Annotated in this window: 23 protein-coding genes; 4 read left to right on the top strand and 19 right to left on the bottom strand. The window is 47.1% G+C overall.

Going from position 1 to position 22164, the window contains the following annotated elements:
* Positions 1–31: 31 nt before the first annotated feature.
* The 4 genes from BR62_RS0103285 to BR62_RS0103270 are packed head-to-tail and all read right to left on the bottom strand — an operon-like array spanning position 32 to position 3472.
* The gene (locus tag BR62_RS0103285; protein WP_032869656.1) at positions 32–706 is read right to left on the bottom strand and encodes an ABC transporter permease; all 675 of its coding nucleotides are present in this window, start codon (positions 704–706) and stop codon (positions 32–34) included.
* 18 nt (positions 707–724) lie between these two features.
* On the bottom strand, positions 725–1642 hold the full coding sequence (locus tag BR62_RS0103280; RefSeq protein WP_015240602.1) for an osmoprotectant ABC transporter substrate-binding protein: 918 nt from the start codon (positions 1640–1642) through the stop codon (positions 725–727).
* A 14-nt stretch (positions 1643–1656) separates the two neighbouring features.
* Positions 1657–2310, bottom strand: a complete 654-nt coding sequence (locus BR62_RS0103275) for an ABC transporter permease (RefSeq protein WP_007409977.1) — start codon at positions 2308–2310, stop codon at positions 1657–1659.
* Between the two features lie 16 nt (positions 2311–2326).
* Positions 2327–3472 carry a betaine/proline/choline family ABC transporter ATP-binding protein gene (locus BR62_RS0103270; RefSeq protein ID WP_032869653.1) on the bottom strand — a complete coding sequence of 382 codons (1146 nt, stop codon included), beginning with the start codon at positions 3470–3472 and terminating at the stop codon, positions 2327–2329.
* Positions 3473–3757: 285 nt separating this feature from the next.
* On the opposite strand from BR62_RS0103270, the gene BR62_RS0103265 reads away from it, so the two are divergent.
* Positions 3758–4291 carry a GbsR/MarR family transcriptional regulator gene (locus BR62_RS0103265; protein WP_003151660.1) on the top strand — a complete coding sequence of 178 codons (534 nt, stop codon included), beginning with the start codon at positions 3758–3760 and terminating at the stop codon, positions 4289–4291.
* A gap of 33 nt (positions 4292–4324) precedes the next feature.
* On the opposite strand, the gene opuCD is transcribed toward BR62_RS0103265, so the two are convergent.
* From opuCD to opuCA, 4 genes are read right to left on the bottom strand one after another with little or no spacing between them, the layout of a single operon-like run.
* Positions 4325–4999, bottom strand: a complete 675-nt coding sequence (gene opuCD, locus BR62_RS0103260; protein ID WP_012118473.1) for a glycine betaine/carnitine/choline/choline sulfate ABC transporter permease OpuCD — start codon at positions 4997–4999, stop codon at positions 4325–4327.
* Positions 5000–5016: 17 nt separating this feature from the next.
* Positions 5017–5910: an osmoprotectant ABC transporter substrate-binding lipoprotein OpuCC gene (gene opuCC / locus BR62_RS0103255; protein ID WP_088005516.1), complete on the bottom strand. Its 894-nt coding sequence runs from the start codon at positions 5908–5910 to the stop codon at positions 5017–5019.
* A 37-nt stretch (positions 5911–5947) separates the two neighbouring features.
* Positions 5948–6601 (bottom strand): ABC transporter permease, encoded by a 654-nt coding sequence (locus BR62_RS0103250; protein ID WP_003151654.1) that lies wholly within the window; start codon positions 6599–6601, stop codon positions 5948–5950.
* Positions 6602–6621: 20 nt separating this feature from the next.
* Positions 6622–7761: an osmoprotectant ABC transporter ATP-binding protein OpuCA gene (gene opuCA / locus BR62_RS0103245; protein WP_003151651.1), complete on the bottom strand. Its 1140-nt coding sequence runs from the start codon at positions 7759–7761 to the stop codon at positions 6622–6624.
* Positions 7762–8021: 260 nt separating this feature from the next.
* Here opuCA and BR62_RS0103240 point away from each other — a divergent pair, with 260 nt between their 5' ends.
* Complete coding sequence (locus BR62_RS0103240; RefSeq protein WP_007409974.1) at positions 8022–8579, top strand: GbsR/MarR family transcriptional regulator; 558 nt, start codon at positions 8022–8024, stop codon at positions 8577–8579.
* A gap of 20 nt (positions 8580–8599) precedes the next feature.
* On the opposite strand, the gene BR62_RS0103235 is transcribed toward BR62_RS0103240, so the two are convergent.
* Positions 8600–9232, bottom strand: a complete 633-nt coding sequence (locus BR62_RS0103235) for an NAAT family transporter (protein ID WP_007409973.1) — start codon at positions 9230–9232, stop codon at positions 8600–8602.
* Positions 9233–9669: 437 nt separating this feature from the next.
* Between BR62_RS0103235 and BR62_RS0103230 the strand changes: the two genes are divergently transcribed.
* Positions 9670–10380 (top strand): hypothetical protein, encoded by a 711-nt coding sequence (locus tag BR62_RS0103230; protein WP_032869650.1) that lies wholly within the window; start codon positions 9670–9672, stop codon positions 10378–10380.
* A gap of 40 nt (positions 10381–10420) precedes the next feature.
* On the opposite strand, the gene BR62_RS0103225 is transcribed toward BR62_RS0103230, so the two are convergent.
* On the bottom strand, positions 10421–12211 hold the full coding sequence (locus tag BR62_RS0103225; protein WP_020956357.1) for a zinc ribbon domain-containing protein: 1791 nt from the start codon (positions 12209–12211) through the stop codon (positions 10421–10423).
* A gap of 131 nt (positions 12212–12342) precedes the next feature.
* Between BR62_RS0103225 and BR62_RS0103220 the strand changes: the two genes are divergently transcribed.
* Positions 12343–12804: a GNAT family N-acetyltransferase gene (locus tag BR62_RS0103220; RefSeq protein WP_007409969.1), complete on the top strand. Its 462-nt coding sequence runs from the start codon at positions 12343–12345 to the stop codon at positions 12802–12804.
* Between the two features lie 43 nt (positions 12805–12847).
* Here BR62_RS0103220 and BR62_RS0103215 read toward each other — a convergent pair whose 3' ends face one another.
* The 9 genes from BR62_RS0103215 to BR62_RS0103175 are packed head-to-tail and all read right to left on the bottom strand — an operon-like array spanning position 12848 to position 21911.
* The gene (locus BR62_RS0103215) at positions 12848–14083 is read right to left on the bottom strand and encodes an MFS transporter (protein ID WP_015418240.1); all 1236 of its coding nucleotides are present in this window, start codon (positions 14081–14083) and stop codon (positions 12848–12850) included.
* Positions 14058–14978, bottom strand: coding sequence for a sugar phosphate isomerase/epimerase family protein (locus BR62_RS0103210; RefSeq protein WP_032869649.1), 921 nt, complete (start codon positions 14976–14978; stop codon positions 14058–14060). The genes BR62_RS0103215 and BR62_RS0103210 overlap by 26 nt, the downstream gene beginning before the upstream one ends.
* 7 nt (positions 14979–14985) lie before the next feature.
* Complete coding sequence (locus BR62_RS0103205) at positions 14986–15663, bottom strand: PIG-L deacetylase family protein (RefSeq protein ID WP_007409965.1); 678 nt, start codon at positions 15661–15663, stop codon at positions 14986–14988.
* Positions 15626–16384 carry a WbqC family protein gene (locus BR62_RS0103200; protein WP_007409964.1) on the bottom strand — a complete coding sequence of 253 codons (759 nt, stop codon included), beginning with the start codon at positions 16382–16384 and terminating at the stop codon, positions 15626–15628. The genes BR62_RS0103205 and BR62_RS0103200 overlap by 38 nt, the downstream gene beginning before the upstream one ends.
* Positions 16357–17238, bottom strand: a complete 882-nt coding sequence (locus tag BR62_RS0103195) for a GNAT family N-acetyltransferase (RefSeq protein ID WP_032869646.1) — start codon at positions 17236–17238, stop codon at positions 16357–16359. Before BR62_RS0103195 ends, BR62_RS0103200 begins: the two co-directional genes overlap by 28 nt.
* A gap of 11 nt (positions 17239–17249) precedes the next feature.
* Positions 17250–18506, bottom strand: coding sequence for an aminotransferase class V-fold PLP-dependent enzyme (locus BR62_RS0103190; protein WP_032869643.1), 1257 nt, complete (start codon positions 18504–18506; stop codon positions 17250–17252).
* Positions 18472–19401 (bottom strand): NAD-dependent epimerase/dehydratase family protein, encoded by a 930-nt coding sequence (locus BR62_RS0103185; RefSeq protein ID WP_032869640.1) that lies wholly within the window; start codon positions 19399–19401, stop codon positions 18472–18474. The genes BR62_RS0103190 and BR62_RS0103185 overlap by 35 nt, the downstream gene beginning before the upstream one ends.
* Positions 19398–20528 carry a DegT/DnrJ/EryC1/StrS family aminotransferase gene (locus BR62_RS0103180; protein ID WP_032869638.1) on the bottom strand — a complete coding sequence of 377 codons (1131 nt, stop codon included), beginning with the start codon at positions 20526–20528 and terminating at the stop codon, positions 19398–19400. The genes BR62_RS0103185 and BR62_RS0103180 overlap by 4 nt, the downstream gene beginning before the upstream one ends.
* 48 nt (positions 20529–20576) lie before the next feature.
* Positions 20577–21911 carry a nucleotide sugar dehydrogenase gene (locus tag BR62_RS0103175; RefSeq protein WP_007409958.1) on the bottom strand — a complete coding sequence of 445 codons (1335 nt, stop codon included), beginning with the start codon at positions 21909–21911 and terminating at the stop codon, positions 20577–20579.
* Positions 21912–22164 lie beyond the last annotated feature (253 nt).

Genomic DNA, 22164 nt, shown 5'->3' with positions numbered 1-22164 from the left:
GCATCCTTCACGCGGAAGAATGCTTTTTTCATTAGGCTGAGCGTACGATCAGCTTTCTTTTTTGTTTTTTCACCGGGCTGAGGGCTCGTTCCAGCCACGCCATCAGCAGGTCTGCGGCTACCGCCATCAGCGCGGTCGGGATGGCGCCCGCCAAAATAATGGCGGTTCCGTTTGTCGCGTTCGACCCTCTGACGATCATATCGCCGAGGCCGCCCGCACCGACGAAGGTGCCGATCGCCGTGATGCCGATCGCAATGACGAGCGCCGTTCGGAGACCCGCCATAATGACGGAAAGCGCAAGCGGCAGCTCCACCATACGAAGGATTTGGTATTTCGTCATGCCCATCGCTTTTCCCGACTCGAGATAAGCGTGCTCGATATTGATAATGCCCGTGTGCGTATTTCTGAGAATCGGCAGCAGTGAATACAAAAACAAAGCCGTGATGACCGTATTGGCGCCGAGTCCCATGACGAGCATCAGGACGGCGAGCATCGCAAGCGCCGGAACGGTTTGAATCACGTTCGCCACAGCAAACACCCAGCCGGCGAGACGCCCGTGCCTTGCTGTCACAATTCCGGCCGGAATGGCGAGAACGGCGGCGAAAACGACGCCGTACGCCGACATGAGAAAGTGCCGCCAGCACTCATACAGAACATAACTGCCGTTTTGAGCATAATACGTAAACAGCTCCTTCATCGTGTCCATCCGCACATCTCCTTTCCGTTATTCAAAGTAATGATGTTTTTCTAAATATTCCTTGGCCACGACGGACGGCTCTTTTAATCGGCCGTCAACTTCGTAATTCATTTTCTGCATCATCTTTGTATCAATCGCGCCGATCATTTTATTGATCACGCCCTCCAGTTCGGGATGCTCTTTTAATACTTGATCCGGAACGACGGGTGAACAGTCATACGGAGGAAAGAACCGCTTATCATCCTTCAGCGTTTTCAGTCCGTAAGCGATGATTCTTCCGTCGGTGGAATAAGCGAGCGCGATATCCATCTTTCTGCTTTTCAGCGCGTCGTAAACAAGGCCGATCTGCATCGGATACGTACCTTCAAATGACATTCCGTATGTGTTCATAAAATCCTGATATCCGTTGCCTCTCAGCTTCATCCAGTAGTTATCGACGCCGAATTTCAGATGAGACGCTTCTTTTTTGACATCGGATACCGATTCTAAATGATACTTGCGGGCAAGCTGTCCGGAAACGGTAAAGACGTATGTATTATCAAAGCCGTAAGAATCAAACCATTTCATGTCATATCTGTTTTGAAATTCACGCTGAACGAGCCGCAGCGCTTTGTCCGGGTCTTTTTCCGGCTCCATGCGAAGCGTGCCCGTCAGCGCGTCTCCTGTATAGCGCGTCGCGGCGATATCAATATCACCGTTTATCAAGGATTGCTGCTGTACGGCATTGGAGCCGAGATTTTTAATAACCGTTGTCTTCAACCCGCTGTGATGTTCGATCATCTGTCCGAGCATGCTCGCGATGATTTCTGATTCGGTCATGCTTTGCGCGCCGATTTTAATGGTGTCCTCCGATGCGGCGCTCAATCCCGGGAGCGAGCATCCGCCAAGGAGCAGCATGCCGATACAGGCGATTGCGAGCAGCCGTTTTTTGCATCTATTCCCCATGAGAGACCTCCTCCTTATGAAGCGTCCTTTATGCTTTTCAGCCCGTCAGGCGTGACTTTCCGTTCTGTCATCCCCAGCATGTAATCGACGGCTGCCGCCAGCACTGTGACCGGAACGGCGCCTGCGATAATATACTCCGGCTGATAAAGGTTCAAGCCGATAAAAATGTAATCTCCCAGCCCGCCTCCGCCGATAAAGGAGGCGAGCGTCGCCCAGCCGATTAAATAAATCGAAGACGTCCTGATGCCCGCCATGATGACAGGAGCGGCAAGCGGGAGTTCTACAAGCCTGATCTGCTCCCATGCCGTCATGCCGATTCCTTTTCCCGATTCCAGAAGATGCCGATTGACGCCGAGAATCCCCGTATACGTGTTTCTGAGAATCGGCAGCATGGAATAGAAAAACAGCGCCGCAACGGCCGGGATCTTTCCTACGCCTAAAAGCGGAATAAAAAACGCAAGAATGGCAAGGCTCGGCAAGGTTTGAATGATGTTGACGATGCCGATGACGGCACCGGCTCCTCTTTTCATCCTCGTCAGCAGGACGCCGAGCGGAACGGCGGCGAGAATGCCCGCCATGACGGCGATTAATGAGATGTACAGATGCTCCCATGTTTTATAAAGCATCTCTCCTCCATTTGCCTGTAAAAATTGCACGGTCTGATTCATATCAATTGAAGCCTCCTCATGACATCACCGCGAGCTGATTCTCTTCTCCCCAGATGGAGTCATAGACGATGTCAACGAGGCTTGCCCTTGTCACGATTCCCGTTAGCCGGCCGGCTTCATCAAGGACCGGCACAAATTTCATGCCTCTTTTTAAAATTTTATGGACGGCGTCGCGGAGCAGAGTGCCGCTTCTGACCGTGTACAGATCCCGGTCAAGCACTTCCGCGACGGTTACCGCTTGTCTTCGATTGCGGTCAATCATCTCCACATCGACATAACCTTGGAGAACGTTCTTTTCATCAATGACGAGCAGCGAATCCACCCGCTCGGCACGCATCAGCTGAATGGCGGCTGACAGTGTTTTCTCAGGTGTTACCGTCACGGGATCGGGATTCATGATCTGCTCCACCCGTTCAATATCAGGGCTGGATGATTGGATCAGCCGTTCCTTGCCGATAAACTCCTCAACAAATTCATTCGCCGGAAATCTGAGAATCTCATCAGGCGTTCCGGCCTGGACGATTTCTCCCGCTTTCAGAATGACGATTCTGTCCGCAAGCTTGATGGCTTCGTCCATATCATGGGTAACAAATACGATGGTTTTATGTAAGGTTTTTTGCAGTTTTTTAAATTCTTCCTGAAGGGAATCTCTCGTAATCGGGTCAAGTGCCCCGAACGGTTCATCCATTAAGATGAGCGGCGGCTCTGCGGCAAGTGCCCGTAATACACCTATTCGCTGCTGCTGTCCTCCGCTCAGTTCATGAGGGTAACGGTCTAAATATTCAGGCCCCATATCAACGAGCTTTAAAAGCTCCCGCGCCCGTTCCTTCCGTTTTTCGGCAGGATGCTTTAAAAGCTTCGGAACGAGCGTAATGTTCTGCTGAATGGTCATATGCGGAAACAGCCCGATCTGCTGGATGACATAGCCGATGCTTCTTCTGAGTTCCACCGGGTCTTGTTCCATAATGTTTCGGCCCTCTATCAGGATTCTGCCTTCTGTCGGTTCAATTAAGCGGTTGATCATTTTCATCGTCGTCGTTTTGCCGCAGCCGCTCGGCCCGATAAAACAAATAAATTCGCCTTTGGCGATATTCAGGTTGATGCTGTTGACGGCTTTTTTCCCGCCTTTATACATTTTCGAGACATTTTCTAATGTCAGCAAACACTCACACCTCCACGATTAAGTTTATTCAATTCGTTAAATTCAAATTTAACTTTTCAGACAATTGAACGTTTTCCATTATAAATTAAACTTTGTAAATTAAAAAGTTTACAATTTGTCCATATTATATATAAAGGTTGTGTAAGCACTGATTAACCCGTATTGACCGGCAAAGTTCTTCTTATTGCTCCGGATTACTGCCAAATTCTCTCGGAAGAGCATTTCCGCCGGTTTAAAAATGTGGTATATTGACATCGGAATTGCTGACTGAAAGGATTGAAACTGTTGGAGAAAGATCCGTTACACGTAATCGAACAAGCTGAAGATCATTTGATAGAACGAATCGCTGAAAATATGCATACATTCGGAATGCCCGCGACGGTGGGGCGCATTTTAGGCATTATTTATATGAACCGCAAGCCGATGACCTTAACTGAATTATCAGAAGCGACCGGCATGAGCAAGACGAGAATGAGTCAGGCGGTCCGTGAAATGCTTGACGTCAATCTGGCGGAAAAAGTGTTTGAAAAAGGCGTCCGCAAAGATTTATACGACGTCGAGCAGGATTATTACCAAACCTTTATTACGCTGTTTACGGCCACATGGAGCAAGGTCGTCAGCAAAAATAAAATGATGCATAAAAAGCTGAACCGCGAACTGACAGCCGTCCTTGAAAACGGCGTGCCGGAAGAAGCTGAGGAAAAAATCAACGAACTGCTGAAAGAATTAAAGGATTGGCTAGATTACTACAATTGGATCAGCCGTCTGATCGAGTTTTTTGAAAGCGAAGAAATTTTCAAGCATGTTCCGAAGCCATAAGAAAAAAACGCCCTGACCCGCAAGGCGTTTTTTTCATGCCGCATTCGGCGCTTTGGTTCGTTTTTTCTTTCTCACCGGACTCAGCGCCCGCTCCAGCCATGCCATCACAAGATCTGCGATAACGGCCATCAGCGCTGTCGGAATGGCGCCGGCCAAAATAATCGCGGTTCCGTTCGTGGCGTTTGAGCCCCTGACAATAATGTCACCGAGTCCGCCCGCGCCGACAAACGTACCGATTGCCGTAATGCCGATCGCGATGACGAGCGCCGTCCGCAGCCCCGCCATGATGACGGAAAGCGCAAGCGGCAGCTCCACCATGCGGAGCACCTGAAATTTGGTCATGCCCATCGCTTTTCCCGATTCAAGATAAGCGTGTTCAATGCTGGCGATGCCCGTGTACGTATTCCGGATGATCGGAAGAAGCGAATATAAAAACAGCGACAATATCACCGTATTGGCGCCGAGCCCCATGACGAGCATCAGCACCGCAAGCATCGCAAGCGCCGGCACGGTCTGAATCACGTTTGTCACCGCGAATACCCAGCCGCTTAATGTTCTGTGCCTGGCAATGAAGATGCCGAGCGGAACCCCGACGATCGCCGCAAATAAAACGCCGTATACCGACATGAGAAAATGGCGGTAAAACTCCTGAAGCACATAGGCGCCGTTTTGAGAATAATAAGTGCCGAGCTGCTGCAGCACTTCCATTTGCCCCACCTCATTTCTTATTCAAAATAATGATGTTTCTCCAAAAATTCTTTAGCGACGACGGACGGTTCTTTCAGCTTGCCGTCCACCTCGTAATTCAATTCCTGCATCGTTTCCGTATCGATTTTGCCGATCAGTTTATTCACAATGCCCTTCAGTTCAGGATGCTGCTTCAGCACGCTGTCGGGAATGACCGGCGAACAGTCATACGGCGGGAAAAACTGCTTGTCGTCTTTTAAAATTTTCAGATCGTACGCTTTAATCCGTCCGTCCGTTGAATAAGCGAGGACGGCGTCCATTTTCCCGTTTTTCACGGCATCGTATACAAGTCCGATCTGCATCGGATAGGTTGTGCCGAATTCAAAGCCGTACGTGTCGGTAAAGCCCTTATAGCCGTCACCTTTTCTTTTCAGCCACGCATTGTCTACACCGAGCTTAAATTGATCCGCATGCTTCTTAATATCGGACACTTTGTCTAAATGGTCTTTTTCCGCAAGCTCTTTCGTGACGGTAAAAGCGTATGTGTTCTCAAATCCGTATGAATCAAACCATTTGTAATGGAAGCGTTTCTCAAATTCTTTCTGTACGATGGATAATGCTTTTTTCGGGTCTTTTTCCGCTTCCATGCCGAGGGTGCTCGTTAAATCCGTTCCCGAGTAGCGCGTCGCGGCGATATCGATTTCACCGCCGAGCATCGCTTGCTGCTGGACATAGTTCGATCCGAGGTTTTTAATTAATGCCGTATTCAAGTCTGTATTGTGCTCAATCATCTGTGCGAGCATATTGGCGATAATTTCTGATTCCGTCATGCTTTGCGCCCCGATTTTGATCGTATCATCGGAAGCCCCGCTCAGGCCGGGAAGGGAACAGCCGCCTAGAAGCAGAGCAGCTGACAGCGCCAGTGCGCACATCCATCTCTTTTGGTTTCTTTTCAAAACAGCCAACTCCTTATGATACTTCCTTCAGTCCTTTCAGCCCTTTCGGCGTCACCTTCCGTTCCGTCGCCGCTAGCAGATAATCAATGATAATGGCTAAAATGGTGACCGGCACGGCGCCGCCGATAATATATTCAGGCTGATAGAGATTCAGGCCGATAAAAATATAGTCTCCGAGCCCGCCGCCCCCGATAAAGGAAGCAAGCGTCGCCCAGCCGATCAGATAAATGGTGGATGTGCGGATGCCCGCCATGATCACCGGAACCGCAAGCGGCAGTTCCACAAGCCTGATCTGCTCCCAGACCGTCATGCCGATGCCTTTTCCCGATTCCAGCAGATTTTTGTTTACGCCTTGAATGCCGGTATACGTGTTCCGGAGAATCGGCAGCACCGAATAGAAAAACAGCGCGACGATCGCGGGCACCTTTCCCACGCCTAACAGCGGGATAAAAAACGCCAGTATCGCGAGACTCGGCAAGGTCTGCACAATGTTGACGGCGCCGATGACGGCGCCTGCGCCCTTTTTCATTCTCGTCAGCGCCACTCCGAGCGGAACGGCGACGACAATGCCTAATATGACGGCGATGATCGAAATGTATAAATGCTCCCACGTTTTATATAACAGTTCTCCGCCGTTCGTCTGCAAAAACTTGATCATTTCATTCATTGTAAGCGTTCCTCCCCTTGTCAGCCTGTCACCAGCTGGTCTTCCTCACCCCAGATTGAATCGTAAACGATGTCGACAAGGCTCGCTCTCGTGACAATTCCGACTAAATGCCTTTGTTCATCAACGACGGGTACATATTTCATTCCGCGCTTTAAAATTTTGCGTACGGTATCGCGCAGCAGTGTCCCCTGCTCGACTGTATACAGATCAGAGCGGAGCACGTCGCCGACGAGGCTCGCTTTTTTCCGGTTCTGATCAATGATTTCGACATCCACATATCCTTGCAGCACATTCAGGTCATCAACGACCAGCAGGGAATCGACACGGTGTTCCCGCATCACCTGTATCGCCTGCGAAAGCGTTTTGTCCGCCGTAACGGTGACAGGCTTTTTGTTCATCATCTGCTCGACGCGTTCAATATCCGGTCTTGATTGCAATAACCGTTCTTTGCCGATAAATTCTTCGACAAACTCATTAGCCGGATTCCGGAGAATGTCATCAGGAGTGCCGGCCTGAACGATCTCTCCCGCTTTTAAAATGACGATCCGGTCAGCCAGCTTAATGGCTTCATCCATATCGTGTGTTACAAACACAATCGTTTTATTCAATGTTCTTTGCAGTTTTTTGAATTCTTCCTGAAGGGAATCCCGCGTAATCGGATCAAGCGCTCCGAACGGTTCATCCATGAGAATAAGAGGCGGTTCCGCTGCAAGGGCGCGCAGCACGCCGATTCTCTGCTGCTGTCCCCCGCTCAGCTCGTGAGGATAGCGGTCTAAATATTCCGGGCCCATATCGACGAGCTTCAAAAGCTCCCGCGCCCGTTCCTTCCGCTTTTGTTCCGGCCATTTCAGCAGTTTCGGCACGAGGGAAATGTTCTGCTGAATGGTCATATGAGGGAAAAGTCCGATCTGCTGAATGACGTAGCCGATTTTCCGTCTCAGCTCCACCGGGTCCTGCTCCATAATGTTTTCGCCATCGATAAAAATCTTTCCGGATGACGGCTCAATCAGTCTGTTAATCATTTTCATCGTCGTCGTTTTTCCGCAGCCGCTCGGCCCGATAAAACAAATAAATTCGCCTTTTTCGATATTTAAATCAATGCTGTTGACAGCTTTTTTTCCGCCTTTATAGACTTTTGATACATTTTCTAATCTCAGCAATCCGTGCACCTCCGAAGGGTTCCGTTATTTTTCTGAAAAGTATAATCTTTATTATAAGATGAAATTTGTAAAATAAAAAGTTTACAATGTGTTGAAATTATATACAATATACGTATTTTTTCATGTTATCCCGCTGACAATGCGGATGTTCTTACAATCGCTCCCGATAGCTCGCATATCCTGCCGCATCATCTTTTTCATCAACTGTAAAAAATATGATATATTGTCAGCATGAAAAGCCAGTGAAGGGATGATCAGCCGTGGAAAAAAACGCTCTTGATATCATCGGGCATGCTGAAGAGCATCTCATTGAGAGAATCGCCGAGAATATGCATACATTCGGAATGCCGGCCACACTGGGACGTGTGCTCGGTATTATTTATATGAACCGCAAGCCGATGACGTTAAATGAGCTGTCAGAGGCGACCGGGATGAGCAAAACGAGGATGAGCCAGGTGGTCCGCGAAATGACCGATGTCAATCTGGCTGAAAAAGTGTTTGAAAAAGGCGTTCGCAAAGACCTTTATGACGTGGAGCGTGATTATTACCAGACGTTTATCTCCCTGTTTACGGCAAATTGGACAAAGGCGGTCAGCAAAAACAAAATGCTCTATAAAAAACTGAACCGCGAGCTGACTGAGCTTCTGGAATCGGAAAATCTCAGTCCCGATATTGAAGAAAAAGCCCGTCAGCTTTTGGATGAACTGACGGATTGGCTCCATTATTATGACTGGCTGAGCCGTTTGATAGAATTTTTTGAGAGTGAAGAAGTGTTTCAGCATGTGCCGAAAATAGAAAAAAGCAGCACCCGAAGATAACCGGGCGCTGCTTTTTTAAGTCAGGAAACCAATATCGGGAACATGCCTTTCAGACCGGCGCCGATCATGCCGATGGCCACCACCGCCAAAATCAGCCCCATCAGTCGGGTAATGACGTTCATTTCGGTTTTCCCGAGCTTATTGCTGATGAAAGATGAATAGTGAAAGAAGATGAACGTCATCGCGATGACGGCCGCAATGCCGATAAGCACGCTGATGTAATGGAAGATGCCGCCATGGCCGGCCGACAGACTCATCACCGTCGCGATCGTACCGGGTCCGGCGATAATCGGAATCGACAAAGGCGTCACAGATATATCGGCTTTCTCCTTGCTCTCCCCTTTCTCTTCATGATGGAGAGACTGTACATGAGATTTCTTCGCGTTCAGAAGATTATAAGCGATGCCGAAAATAAAAATGCCGCCCGCGATACGTAAGGCATGAATGTTAATGTCAAACAGTTTAAAGATCAGATGGCCGAAGATTAAAAAAGCCGCCAAGATGATAAACGACAGCACGGAAGCCTTGCGCGCGATCGCTGTCCGTTCTTTCTCCGAGTACCCTTCCGTCAGTGAAAGGAAAATCGGCACGTTTCCGATGGGATTGGAGACTGCAAACAGTGAAATGAAGACATGAATGATGAATGAAAACATGCGTACCTCCTTATGACTTGCCGTTATTGAGTTATGTTTTGTTCTCCGCTGTTTCTTATGCATGGTTTTTACCCCGGGGTCTGCTTTTTATAACCTCAGCCGGACGATCCGGAAACAGAAAAAACCGTCCTTGTAAGGACGGTTTTTTCTGTTTGCTATCTCCATAAGCCTTTTCCGAATTTCAACAGCCGATAAAGCATTTTCAATTTTTTTAGCATGCGTTAATTTCCTTTTTCACTCTGAATCAATGCGCCGAGAGACATGATATCTATCAGCTCCAATAAAATTCTACCATAAAGGGTACTTTTTCTCTATTATCAATTCATAGAGAAGGTGATTTGTATATCTTTAGAAAACTCCGTTACATCCGCCCTATTTTCTTTTATAATGTAAATATTGAACAAAATCCCTATATTACTTGTAAAAGGAGTTTTAGAATGTATTGTTCTCAATGCGGCCATCATACTGATGGCGGAAAGTTTTGTGAAAAGTGCGGGGCGCCCCAGCCCGGGCAGGGAGGCGCAGGCCAAACGCAGGGCCAGGCCGCTCAGGCCGGCGCCGCGGCTAAGCAGGCTTCAAAGCAATTTGCCTTATTCGTGCTTGATGTGTTAAAGCGACCGTATCAAACATGTAAAACGACAGGCGGCGAACAGCTTGTCAGCAGCATCATCAACATGGTGCTTTTCTGCCTGGTGACGCCGGTTATGTTTTATATTCTCTTATCAGACGGCTTTCGTGACGTCAGTTTTACCGCGGTTGTGATCAAGCCGGCGCTTACCTTTGCATTATGCGTTTTTTGCCTGTATCTCTTGATTTTTATCGCTTTGAAGGCCGGCGGCGCCCAGGTGTCATTTAAAGATTCGCTGTCCAGATTCGGGGCATTTTTGATTCCGTTTACAGCTATTTTGCTTCTTGCCCTCATTTTTATGCTGCTTCATACAACCGTTTGCTTCACCATTCTGGCTGTCGGTCTTTTAGGAGCGGCGTTTGCCGTGCCTCCGCTCATGCTGGCGAGCTATCAGCATCAGCTCACTACTAAGGCGGATATCATTTATTCTGTTATCGTCATCTATTTGATCATTTGCGTAACGTTTCAATTCACGATCAAGCATTATATAAAAGAACTCATGAATTATTTCTTCTTTTAAAAACGGAAACCCCCGCCGCCTGATTGGCGCGGGGGTTTTTTTATTGAATGGATGTTAAATAAATTCTTCCGTCTTTAACAACGCCGCCATACGTCCAATTGTATGTTCTGAGCTTCGGACTGCCGCCGGCTTTCGTAATATAAAACTCCTCGTACGTGTGAATCGTCAGATGAGAGCCTTTCTGTGAAAAGCTTTTGACATTCACTTCATTAAATACTTCGGTCGTCCCCTCGCTGTGCAGTTTTTTGACCAGTTTCTGCTGATCAGCATACAAAGGGCTTCCCTCTTCTAAATTACCCGCCATGATGGCAAAATTGTTAAGGCTGACGGCGCTTGATTGATTTGTCAGGTAATCAGTCATAAACGATGTGACTTGCTCGTTTGTCACGCTGCCTGAAGCTGTGTTTCCTTTGGAAGATGCCCATGCGGATGTATAGTTTTTCGGCTGGTCGTTTTTTATTTTTTTTACATTTGTCCCAGAAGAATCTGAGGCAGGGTCAGCTTTTTCGAAAACCCATTTTTTATGTTTTGTATCATATGAGAGTACATAGTGAAAGCTCGGCTCAGCCTCTTCCATATCAGGCTTCGTATTCCCGTCGAAATAAGCAGACTCATGAAGCTCTTTACCCGTAACAGTTACTTGCCAGCGGCCGTTCTCTTGAGAAATCGCAAATGAATCCAGATCAAAGCTTGTCTCTTTATACTGATCCTTCAAAAAGGTGCCGGAACTCTTCATGCCGGATACCACTTCTTTCGTCTGCTCTTTCCAGGCGGAACCAGCCTCGGTCATCTGATCGGTATTTCCGTCTGCCATCGCTTTTGTATACTGCTTCGTTGTTTTGACAATCGTGTCCATGATTGTTTGCTGTGTATCTTGATCCGGGATAAGCGTTAAGTCCACATCAGTACTGTTGATCGGGACATCGGCAGTTTTCATTTTCCCCCAAGGAAAATCAGCCTCCACGGCGGCTGTCATGGAACCGTCAGTTAAGAGCGGACCATATGTAACGGATGTAAACGGATCTTTATGGACGGACTTGCCGTTTATCAGCAGATCGCCTTTCGCGCTTTTGAAGCTATCTGCCGGAGTGAATGTCACATCCTCGGCGTCTAACGGCAGGTCAAACTCAACATTCCGGCTTCCGGCCGCCTCTGCCTCTTGCTTTTTGACAACGTCAACCGTCTCATTTTTAAGCTTGGCTTCCGCCGTGTAGACACCAGGTGCATACGGGCCGAAGATTTGGGTTTCATCGGCTTTTTTGACCGTACCTGTTTTCTCGCTGTTGATATAAAGATCGGCGCCTTTATAATTGCTTGTGACGCGGAAATAAACCGGATCGACTTTCAGTTCGTAATGGTCAAACAAAAGAAGGGTTTTTCCCTCTTTTTTGACATATACCGCATCTGTTTCTGATGAATTGCCGCGAAGCGCTGCCAGCAGTTCATCGTGTTTCTTTGCGTATGCAAGGAGCGGTTTGACATTGGTCTCATTCAGCTTCAGTTTTTTGTCTGAAGGAGTGAGCAGGGCTGCGAGCTTTTTCGTGTCCCCGTCATGAACCGCCTGTTCGAATTGATCCGTGAGCCTTTTTTCAGATGTCAGCCAGGCTCCGGTTTTATATGCGGCAATCAATAAGATCAGCGCTGCGGCAATGCCGCCCCACATGAAGAGCGTTTTTTTAGGGATCGGCTTTCTCATTTGTGAAGCAGGTTCAGCCGCTTTTACAGCCGCCTGCCGCTCCAGCCGGCTTCCTTTCCCGATCGGTTTTCCGCATTCTTTACAGAAATGCGCTTCTTCATTGTTCTGCTGGCCGCAATGCTTACAAAAAAACATGACTTTCCTCCTATTCAATCTGCAAAACTTGTATAACTTTTCCTATGTTTCATATTTTATAATAAAGTAGAATGATTTTGGAGTTATTTTCAAAAATAGCTGTCGATCATAACGGAGGAGGAGAAACGGACATGCAAAAACTGAGCATCCGAAAAGCCGCGGAGCCGGATGAAGCGCTGTATGAACTATTGCTGCTGGCCGATCCGTCGAAAGAGATTGTCGATGATTATCTTGTAAGAGGAGAATGCTATACGGCCTGGACGTCAGACGAGCTTGCAGGGGTTTACGTTTTATTGCAAACAAGGCCTAAAACGATAGAAATCGTAAACATCGCGGTAAAAGAATCGCTGCAGAACAGGGGATTCGGAAAACAGCTGGTGCGGGATGCCATTGAAAAAGCGAGACAATCGGGGGCTGACACGATTGAAATCGGCACCGGAAATTCCAGTATTCATCAGCTGTCACTCTATCAAAAATGCGGATTCCGCATTCAGGCTGTCGACCATGATTTTTTTATCAGACATTATGATGAAGACATTTTTGAAAACGGCATTCAATGCCGGGATATGATACGGCTTTATTTGGATTTATGATAAAAAGGGCGCCGGCTGACATCGGCGCCCCTTCGTTTACCATTCAGACGGATTGATCCGCTTGTTTCTCTGTATTTCTTTGACTCCCTTGTCTGACTGAAAAAACAGCAAAAACGATCGTAAGGGTCAGTCCGACCGCCGCAAAAATATAATCCGCATTCATCAACAGCAGAAGCCCTGTGTAGACAGCGGCCGACAGCGGTTCACCCATTTTGACAATGGAAAAAATCAGTGCAAAGACCCTTCCGAAATATGCGGCCGGAACCGTCTTTTGGAAATACAGCACCGTTTGCACATCAATATACGAGATGATGATGCCAAGCACCAGGAAGATGATGCACTCAAATCCATGAAGGGGAAAAAACAGGAGCATAATGAGCAGTCCCGCTGCCGTTAACGTCCGCGGGTACAGCCGGTTCAAGCGTTTTGTATTCCATTTGAAAAATACGGCCAGATTGCCCAAAAGCATCCCCGCCTGAAACATTGAATACATGACGGCAAACCATACAGAATAGTTCTGCTGAAAACGCTCCACAGCAAGAATCGGCCCCATTACTGAAATAAGGCCGGCAATGACGAGATTTACGACGAAAAAGTATCCGACCGATGTCAGCCATGCCGCATTTCCTTTCAGCATTCTGTAACCGGCTTTTACATCTTCAGTTCCGTTGCTTTTTTCATTGGGCTGTTCTGAAATACGAATAAACGCGATAAATGCCGCAGAGATCAAAAAAGCAGTTCCGTTTATGGCAAACAGCATCCCGAACGGAATAGCCGCAATCATGATCCCGCTGATCAATTTTCCGACGATGAGTCCGATCAAGTCACTCGTATTGATCAGAGATGTCGCCTGATCAAGATGCTGTTTGCGGACGAGCAGCGGAATGATCGCAACTTTCGCCGGCGCAAACAGCATCGATTGCAGAGATAGACAAAAGGCGCACACCCCGGCTATCCACACGGTTAATAAATCGTTCGCGCTGAGCACCGCCAAGAGGATCATGATGACGGCCCGGCCCGTATTGCACAAATACAAGATCGACTTTTTTCGGAATAAATCAATCAGCGGTCCCGCCAGCACGCCAAATGTCAACGGCACGAGTTCGATAAAAGAAATAACGCCGACAAGAATTTTGCTGCCGGTCAATTCCAGCACTAACAGCGGCAGTGCAATAAGCCAGACCCCGTCCGCTGCTGAAGAAAACACCTGTGCACACCAAAGCTTTGCATAGTTCGGTGTTCGATATGTCATATCAGGCCCTTTTTTGATCCTCGTCATCAGAAACACCGCCGAACCATTCCAGCGTTCTCCATGATTCCCGTCTTTCCGTATAATCCTCTTCCATCACCTCAAATACAATGCCGGTATCTTGATTCCGATAAAGCTCCTGCAAAGTATCTGCAGCCCGTCTCAGCAGCTCCTCAGCGATCGTCCCTTCACTCGGATGGCGGCCCTCAAAACAGCGGACGCCGCCATGCGGGAACGCAAGCTGGCGAAATGAGCTGAAGTGATAATGCTTAATGTTCTCTTTTATCGACAGAAACTGAAAGAAATCGGGATATTTCAGCTGATCATTTCTGAACATAAGCGCGGAAGACAAGTGAGTCTGATAGGTAATCGCCCAATGGCACAGATCCCACGTAATACCGACATGCTTCAGATCCATCTGCACCAGCTCTGTAAAATCCTCAGGATAAATGAAAATCGGATCAAAATCCTCTCCCAGATTCCCGATGATCGGAAGGTTTTCCACACCGATCCAGATGTCCGTCCCTTTCAGCCGCTCATCAAACTCCGCGAAAAACTCAACGATTTTTTTACGGTTTCCTTCCAGGTCATAGACTTGAAATTCCTCAACCGTCATAAATTGATTCGCATGAACGGTTATGCCTTTGGCGCCGTATTTCACAGCGAGCTCCGCAAAGTGATAAAGCTGTTTTTTGATGTGATCTTCATTCACATAATCGGCATGATCTGTCGGGAAATGCAGCGTCAATAATGAAGGATCAAGCTGTTTCGCATATTCCAGCGTCTGATTAAATGTTTTGATATAATCCGCTTCCTCAAAGGAATGGCCGTCAAAAATATTCGCTTCCAGACCGTATCCCGCTTCCACCCATTTCTCATCGATTTGCTTCGGATCAAGTCCGAAAAACGGAATTTGAGCAATCATAGGACAGTCACCATGTTCCTCTCACAAGCATAAACGCTTCCGCAGCGGTAAAACCCGATTTTGCTCCCCACACATGGGCATTATGTTCGATCGCCTGCAAAGAGCGGGGATGAGGGAAGTCTCTGAGCTCGGAGCCGTAACACGCCATCGATTTCAATTTCGTTTCAAGCTCGTCTTCAATATTAACGAAGAAATTGGCATGAAACTGATCCTTCTGACAGTAATTCCATTCCGTCGAAGACAATGTTTCATAGGCAAAAACCCGTTTTACCGTATGACCGGGAAGCGGACGGGTTGCCGTCATGACCGCTCTGAATACGACGGAGTGGTCAATATTAATGTCACCGCCGTACTGGGTATACACAATGTCAGGCTGAAAACGATTGATTTGTTTCTCCGCTTCCTTCACGACATCCAGCAAATCCATTGAATCCATTCTGTTATCAGGAAGGTTCAGCCTGACAAAATCATGGATGCCCAAAGTGCTGAGCGCCTGCTCCGTTTCTTGATTAGAATGCTCCATAACGGAATCTTCAGGCTTTTTGTAATCCGTTTTTCTTGATGATTTGCCTTCCGCCATAATGACTGCCGACACGCTGTCACCTTGGCGGACATGTTTGGCGAGCGTGCCGCCGACGCCGATAATTTCATCGTCGGGATGCGCTGCAAATACCATTACTTTCATCATATTGCCCTCCTTTAACTAACATTTCAGCTGTATCCGCTCCGCAGTTCATCAGCATATCGAGCATGGAGAGGTGAGGGATATGCTCCCCGAATAATTGAGGATAGCCAAAATGTCGGATCTGCTGATACTCAATGACAATTCCGTTTCTTTCAAAATCGCTTTCTATTAAATAGTCGGAACCCTGACTGCCTGAATAATAACGGTCCGCCCCCAGCTCCTGACAAAGCGCTAAAACAAAATCGCTTTTTTTCTCCTTCCGGCATTCAAGCTCAGAGACATAACAGAGCGGCGTTTCAATTCGGAGCTCTTTTCGGAAAAATTCAATGATGTGCATATTCAAATCATGGAGATATTCCCACTCCCGCTGATAGACATCTTGAAAAAAATGCTGGTATCGCTCAAAATAGGGAGCTTTCGCATAGTTCATTTTAATCGCCATCCAATGTTTTTTCCGCCAATCCTGTGTCTGGTCGATTTTCATATGCCGAAGCTCTATGTCTTTATATTGTTTCATCTGCAAAGGCACTGTCAGCCATCTGGGGCCTTGCGGCGTTTTGATTCTGTTGCGGTTGAGAAATCCTTTTTTCTCAAATTGGGCTGTGTCATGAATGGCAAACAGATCCGACTTATACATTTTTTCAAAAAAACCGTACCACGGCAGATAACTGGATTGATGGCCGCTTATTGTTTTCATTCCGGTTTCGTAAAAAGTCGGCATTGTTTTTCTTCAGCTCCCCAATATCGTTTCGGTCTCGCTATTTCTTTACTGTGTGAAAAGCCAAAATCAGCCCATTGAAGCTTGCGGCCAATGGCGAATTGCAGGGCGTCACGCATCAATAAGTAAGAGGCCTGCGCTTTTTTTCCCGCCAGGCTGTTTACATTCTGCCAATAATAGAAATGAGAGCGGTCATAGAGAAAAATACTGCTGCTGATCAGCGTCTCATCCTGATATGCTCCGACCCAAAACATTCGGTCCGCAAACGTGTCAAGCAGCTTTTGGAAAAAGCCCTGGCTCAGCACATAAGCCGCGCCGATTGCCGCCGTATGCTCTTTGTAGAGGTCATAAAACGCGCCAAGTTCTTTTCGCCCGATCAGCCGGGTGACAATATTCTCTTTTTCAGCGTATCTGACTGCCGTCCGGGCTTTTCCGGAAATGCCCGTCCAAAGCTCGTCAAACGTGTCCGGAAGCGAAAGAATCCGCGTTGCCTTTTCCGTCCATCCTTCCCTGATTTCTTCTGTAAAAGAAGTCTGACCGTACGGCAGCAGCATCCGGGATATGTTCCGGCCGAATATGGCCTGGATTTCACTTTGAAGCCATTCAAATGAGATGGGGCGATCTGAAATAACGCCGCCGTATCCGATCATGTTGCCGGATAATACGCCCTTCTGTTCAAAAAGCGGAAGATAGATGACTTGTCCTCCGTCCGTTGTCAGTCTGACAGGGTGAAATGACGTGCCGGGAAGCTCTTCCATGAGGATTCCCCAATCATAGCTTTGAAACAATCCCGCCTGATACATGTCAGCGGCCCGATCCCATGCCTGGCGGGTCGTGCATACTGCTGTTTTTTGCATATTTATCACCACTATTCAGTCTTATTCTGTTGCTCACAATATGATAAAACGGATTCGGCTATATATCTGACTTGCTCCTTTTGAAGAGGAGGTTTAAACGGCAGGGAAAGAACTCTCTTCCAAAGCGGGTCTTCCCCGCCTTCCCCCGCGTATGTTTCATAAATCGGAATACGTCCGAGGGGAAGGTAGTTCCAGCATGTTTGGATGCCTCTTTCGGCTAAATAAACGGAACACCCGTACCGCTCTTCATCCCGGGGAAATACAATTGTTAAATAATTCAGATGTTCTCCTTCTTGGGGCTGGATCATTCTTATGCCGTTTGTTTCTCCCGCCTTTGCAAAGATTTCTCCCGCCGTCTGTAAGTTTCGAAGCGAAGCTGTTACAAGCTGATCTATACGTGAAAGCTGATCATCAATAATGGCTTCCCTTGCCGGATGCATACGAAGCACGGGTACAACAGCCGGTTTATCCGGCAGAGCTTCGAGCTTTGTGGCTTTCATGGAAGGCATGGCGCCCGCTTTTCTAAACATATATGAAATAGGATGATGCCGTTTCCGTTTCATTACAGCTTGGATTCTTTGATTTCTGATATAGATTCGATAGTCAGCTGCCACTTGGCTGCGCTGTTCCATCGGGAGATTTGCTTTTTGCCGAAGCCATTCTTTCGGCGCGATTAACGCGCCGCCTCCGATACTCGCAAGCGGCTTTGAGGGGCCGAAGCTTAAAATGCCGAAATCGCCCAAACCGCCGGCAAATGTATCGGCTTGTTTTGTAAACATGGCTTGAGCGGCATCATCAATGACAGCAATTCCGTTTTCCTTCGCCCAGTCAATGATAGCGGTATTTTCTCTCCGGCCGTATACATGTGTGAGGATAACCGCACACGTACGCCTCGTCACTTTTTTTTTGACATCCTCAAAAGATAAGGATAGATGCTCATCCAGCTGCGCAAACACAGGCGTCGCACCGGATTGAAGCACGGCATCAATGACATTCGGGCAGCTGAAGGATGAGAAAATCACTTCTTTCCCCGGCCCGGCTCCCGAATAAGTTAATGCGAGCACCAGTGCCGCACTGCCGCTGGAGGTCAGCACAACCCCTTTTCCGTAACGTTTTTCCAGTTTTTCAGTCAGTCCGCTTTGTCCGGCAGTAAGCAAGTGTTTCACTGCGCGCAGACGGCCGCTGACGGAAAACTGTCCGGGATAAACGGGATATTTGACCACTTCCGGGTTTTTAGGAAAGTGAAAGTTTGTGCTTTTGTCTTTCATCTTTTATGATCTCCAGGCCTTCATTCAGACTTACTTTCGGAGCGTAACCGAGCAAACGTTTCGCCTTCTCGATTGACGGCGCCCGTTTAAAAATCTCGATGTCTTTTCCCCTCACGCCGTCTTCGCCCAGCTTTTTAAACAGATAGTTATCCTTCTCTCTGCCTGAGAGCACATTGACTTTTTCAGCCAGTTCTTTTATCGTGATCGGCTGGTCGTTCCCGATATTGAAGTCTTCAAAGACGGCTCCTTCATGAATGAGAGCGAGATAAGTTCCGGTGACGATATCACTGATGTAGCTGAAGCAGCGTATTTGTCCGCCGTCCCCGTAAAGAGGCAGCTCAGAGCCATTCTCGGCCATGCTGAAAAACTTGTTGATGACAAAATCCTCGCGCTGTTTCGGCCCGTATACATTAAAGTACCGGACGACTCGAATATGAAGTTCGTCGGTAGCCTGTTCTCTCAAATATTCCTCTGATTGCAGTTTGGCTTTTCCGTAAGCTGATTTCGGAAGCTTTCTGCTTGTCTCGGTATAAGGAAAATCCGGTGAATCTCCGAACACTTCTGAACTCGATGAGAAAAGAAGTGTGCTGATTCCCAATTCACCGCATACCTCAGTGACGTTTTTCGTTCCTTCAAAATTGACCCGTATGACGTCTTCTTCATTGCTTCGGCAGCTGTCCACTCCGACCATTGCCGCTAAATGGACAACCGCATCCGCTCCCCGCAGTGATTCGCGGAGGGACGTCCGGTCAAGGATATCCGTTTGGCGGTATTCAGTGTCAAAAGCCGGCTTTTTTTGATCTGCAATGATGGTGTGATAACCTTTAGCCTGTAATAATGCCGCCAGTTCGCTTCCGATAAAACCGGCTCCTCCGATAATCGCAATATGTTTCATGATCCTACCTCCTGGCTGATAGTCAAAACTTCTTTTATAGACTTGACAATATAACTGCAATCCTCATCTGATAACTGGCTGTAAAGAGGCAGTGATACGATCTCCCGGAAAACACGTTCAGTTACCGGCAGCTCGGCAGGATAATGTTTTTGATAGTAAGGATGCAAATGCACGGGAATAAAGTGCACGCTCAGCCCGATTTGTTTTTCTTTCATTTTCTCAATAAACAGATCTCTGTCCATACCGCCGTTTTCTCGAATCCGTAAAATAAATAAATGCCATGAGTGCGTTATGCCGTTTGGAATGTCAGAAAGCGGAAGCGCCGCTTTATCAGATTGGCCCGACAGTTCACGTACATAAAATTGAGCGATCTGTTCCCGTTTTTCTTGAATTTCGTTTGCGCGTTTCAATTGAACCAGACCGAGCGCAGCCTGAATATCCGTCATATTATATTTAAAACCCGGCAGTAAAACGTCGTATCTCCAGCTGCCTTTTTCACCGTACCGGTTCCAGGCATTTTTTGTGATGCCGTGCCAGCCGTACAGCCTCGCTCTTTCTGCGGCCTGTTCGTCTTTCATGACGAGGGCTCCGCCTTCCCCCGTTGTAATATTTTTGGTGGCATAAAAGCTGAAGCACACGGCATCGCCGTGAGTGCCGATCATGCTTCCGTTATATTTTGTACCGAGCGCATGAGCGGCGTCTTCAATCAGATACAATCCGTTTTCTTTACAAATGGATTGCAAGTTTTCCAGATCAGCCGGATAGCCGGCAAAATGAACCGCAATTACCGCTTTTGTGCGCGGCGTTATTTTCTTCCTGACATCTTCAGGATCGGCACATAGACTTTTCTCGCATATATCCGCAAACACAGGAACGGCTCCGGCGTGCAGGATGACATTGACACTGGAACAGAACGTGAAGCTCGGCACGATGACTTCATCGCCTTCTCCCACACCGAGCGCCAATAAAGCCATATGTAATGCAGCTGTGCCTGAATTACAGCTGATGACGTGTTCGGCTCCTATACATTCTCCCAGCTTTTTTTCAAAATTGATTACTTTCGGGCCTTTCGAAATCCAGCCCGATTGAATCGTTTCGGTTACGCTTGCGATTTCTTCGTTTGTCATATCAGGTCTGTGAAAAGAGATAAATCGATTACTAATGACCGTTCCCTCCTATAAAGTGACAACTCTGCAATTGTCGGCTGATTTTTCCTTGCATACATTTCTTGTGTCAAAGATAATCGGTGAGGCATCCTTCAAAATACTGTAGTCGATTACATCGTGATCTGTATGAATGATGATGACGTCGTACTGATTGATTTGTTCTTTTGTGAAAGGGACAGATTGTTTGCAGCTTCCGTCATTCAAGCGGATCTCGCTGATAAACGGATCATGATAATCAATCGCGCATCCCTTGTCCATCAATTCTTCCATTATCGTAAACACTGAGGATTCACGCGGGTCATTTGTATTTTTTTTATAAGCGGCCCCTATTATTAAGATGCTGCATTTGTCTTTGCCCGCCAGTTTCAAAGCATAGTCAGAGACAGAAATCGGCATGTTGGAATTGATTTCGTCCGCGAGATCAATTAATTTTGTCTGCAGCCCTTTTTCATTCGCGATCCATTTGAAGTAAAAAGGATCAATCGGGATACAATGGCCTCCGACTCCGGGACCCGGGATAAATTTTTGAAAGCCGAACGGCTTCGTGTCCGCCGCGCAGATGACTTCCCATATATCAATATCAAGTTCACGGCAATTAAGCGCCATTTCATTGATAAGAGCTATATTGACATAACGATAAGTATTCTCTAGGAGTTTAGCTGTTTCAGCTACTTCGGGTGAGGTGACCGGGTGAATGCTTGTAACAATGGTGCTGTAAAACGCTGAGGCAAGTTCTGTGCAAGTCTGTGTGGTTCCGCCGACTACTTTAGGAATATCTGAAACTTCATATTGCCTGTTGCCCGGATCGATTCTTTCCGGAGAATAAGCCGTAAAAAAGTCTGTTCCTATTTTCATGCCGCGGCTTGATGCCATTCTGTCGGCAATCTTTTTTTTCGTTGTTCCGGGATAGGTGGTGCTTTCTAAAATTAAAAGCTGATGCTGCCTTCCATAAGCAATCATGCTGTCAACTGCACTGTCGATGTAGGTTAAATCGGGGATCTTGTCTTTTTTGTTCAGGGGTGTCGGCACACATATCACAATGATGTCGCATTTTTGGATGAGCGACATGTCGGCGCTGATTTGAAAGCGTTTTGTTTGTAAAGCCGAGTTCAGTCTGTCGTCCTCTATATCTTGAATATGGCTGCTTCCGGCGGCTAACAAGGAAACCTTTTCACTGTTTTTGTCGAATCCGATAACATTGTATCCTTTATCGACACATTCCAGCGCAAGAGGAAATCCCACATATCCCATGCCTAACACGCCTACAATTGCCTGCTTCGTTTCAATCAGATGTAACAGCCGTTTTTGACCAAGGTTGCTGGCTTCTTTTGTGACAGTATTCATTTTTCGCCCCCTAATAGATAGAAAAGAGTATTGTTTTTTACAATTTAAAACAAATATCGATCGATATCGCAATTATAACAAAAGTTAAAATTTGATAAATGAGTTTTACATCCTTTTATAAATTAGGTATTATCTATTTATTTTTCTTTTATTTGTAAAATAAAATCCTGTCAAATGGTATATATCTGGTAACGAGTGAGAAAATCTCCCTTAATTGAGAGAATATACAGAAAACAATATAAAAAAACAGGCC

Origin of the sequence: Bacillus sp. UNC69MF, assembly GCF_000746035.1 — a bacterium.
In the GTDB taxonomy this organism is placed as follows: Bacteria; Bacillota; Bacilli; order Bacillales; family Bacillaceae; genus Bacillus; species Bacillus velezensis.
This window is presented reverse-complemented; position numbering and strand designations above follow the sequence as displayed.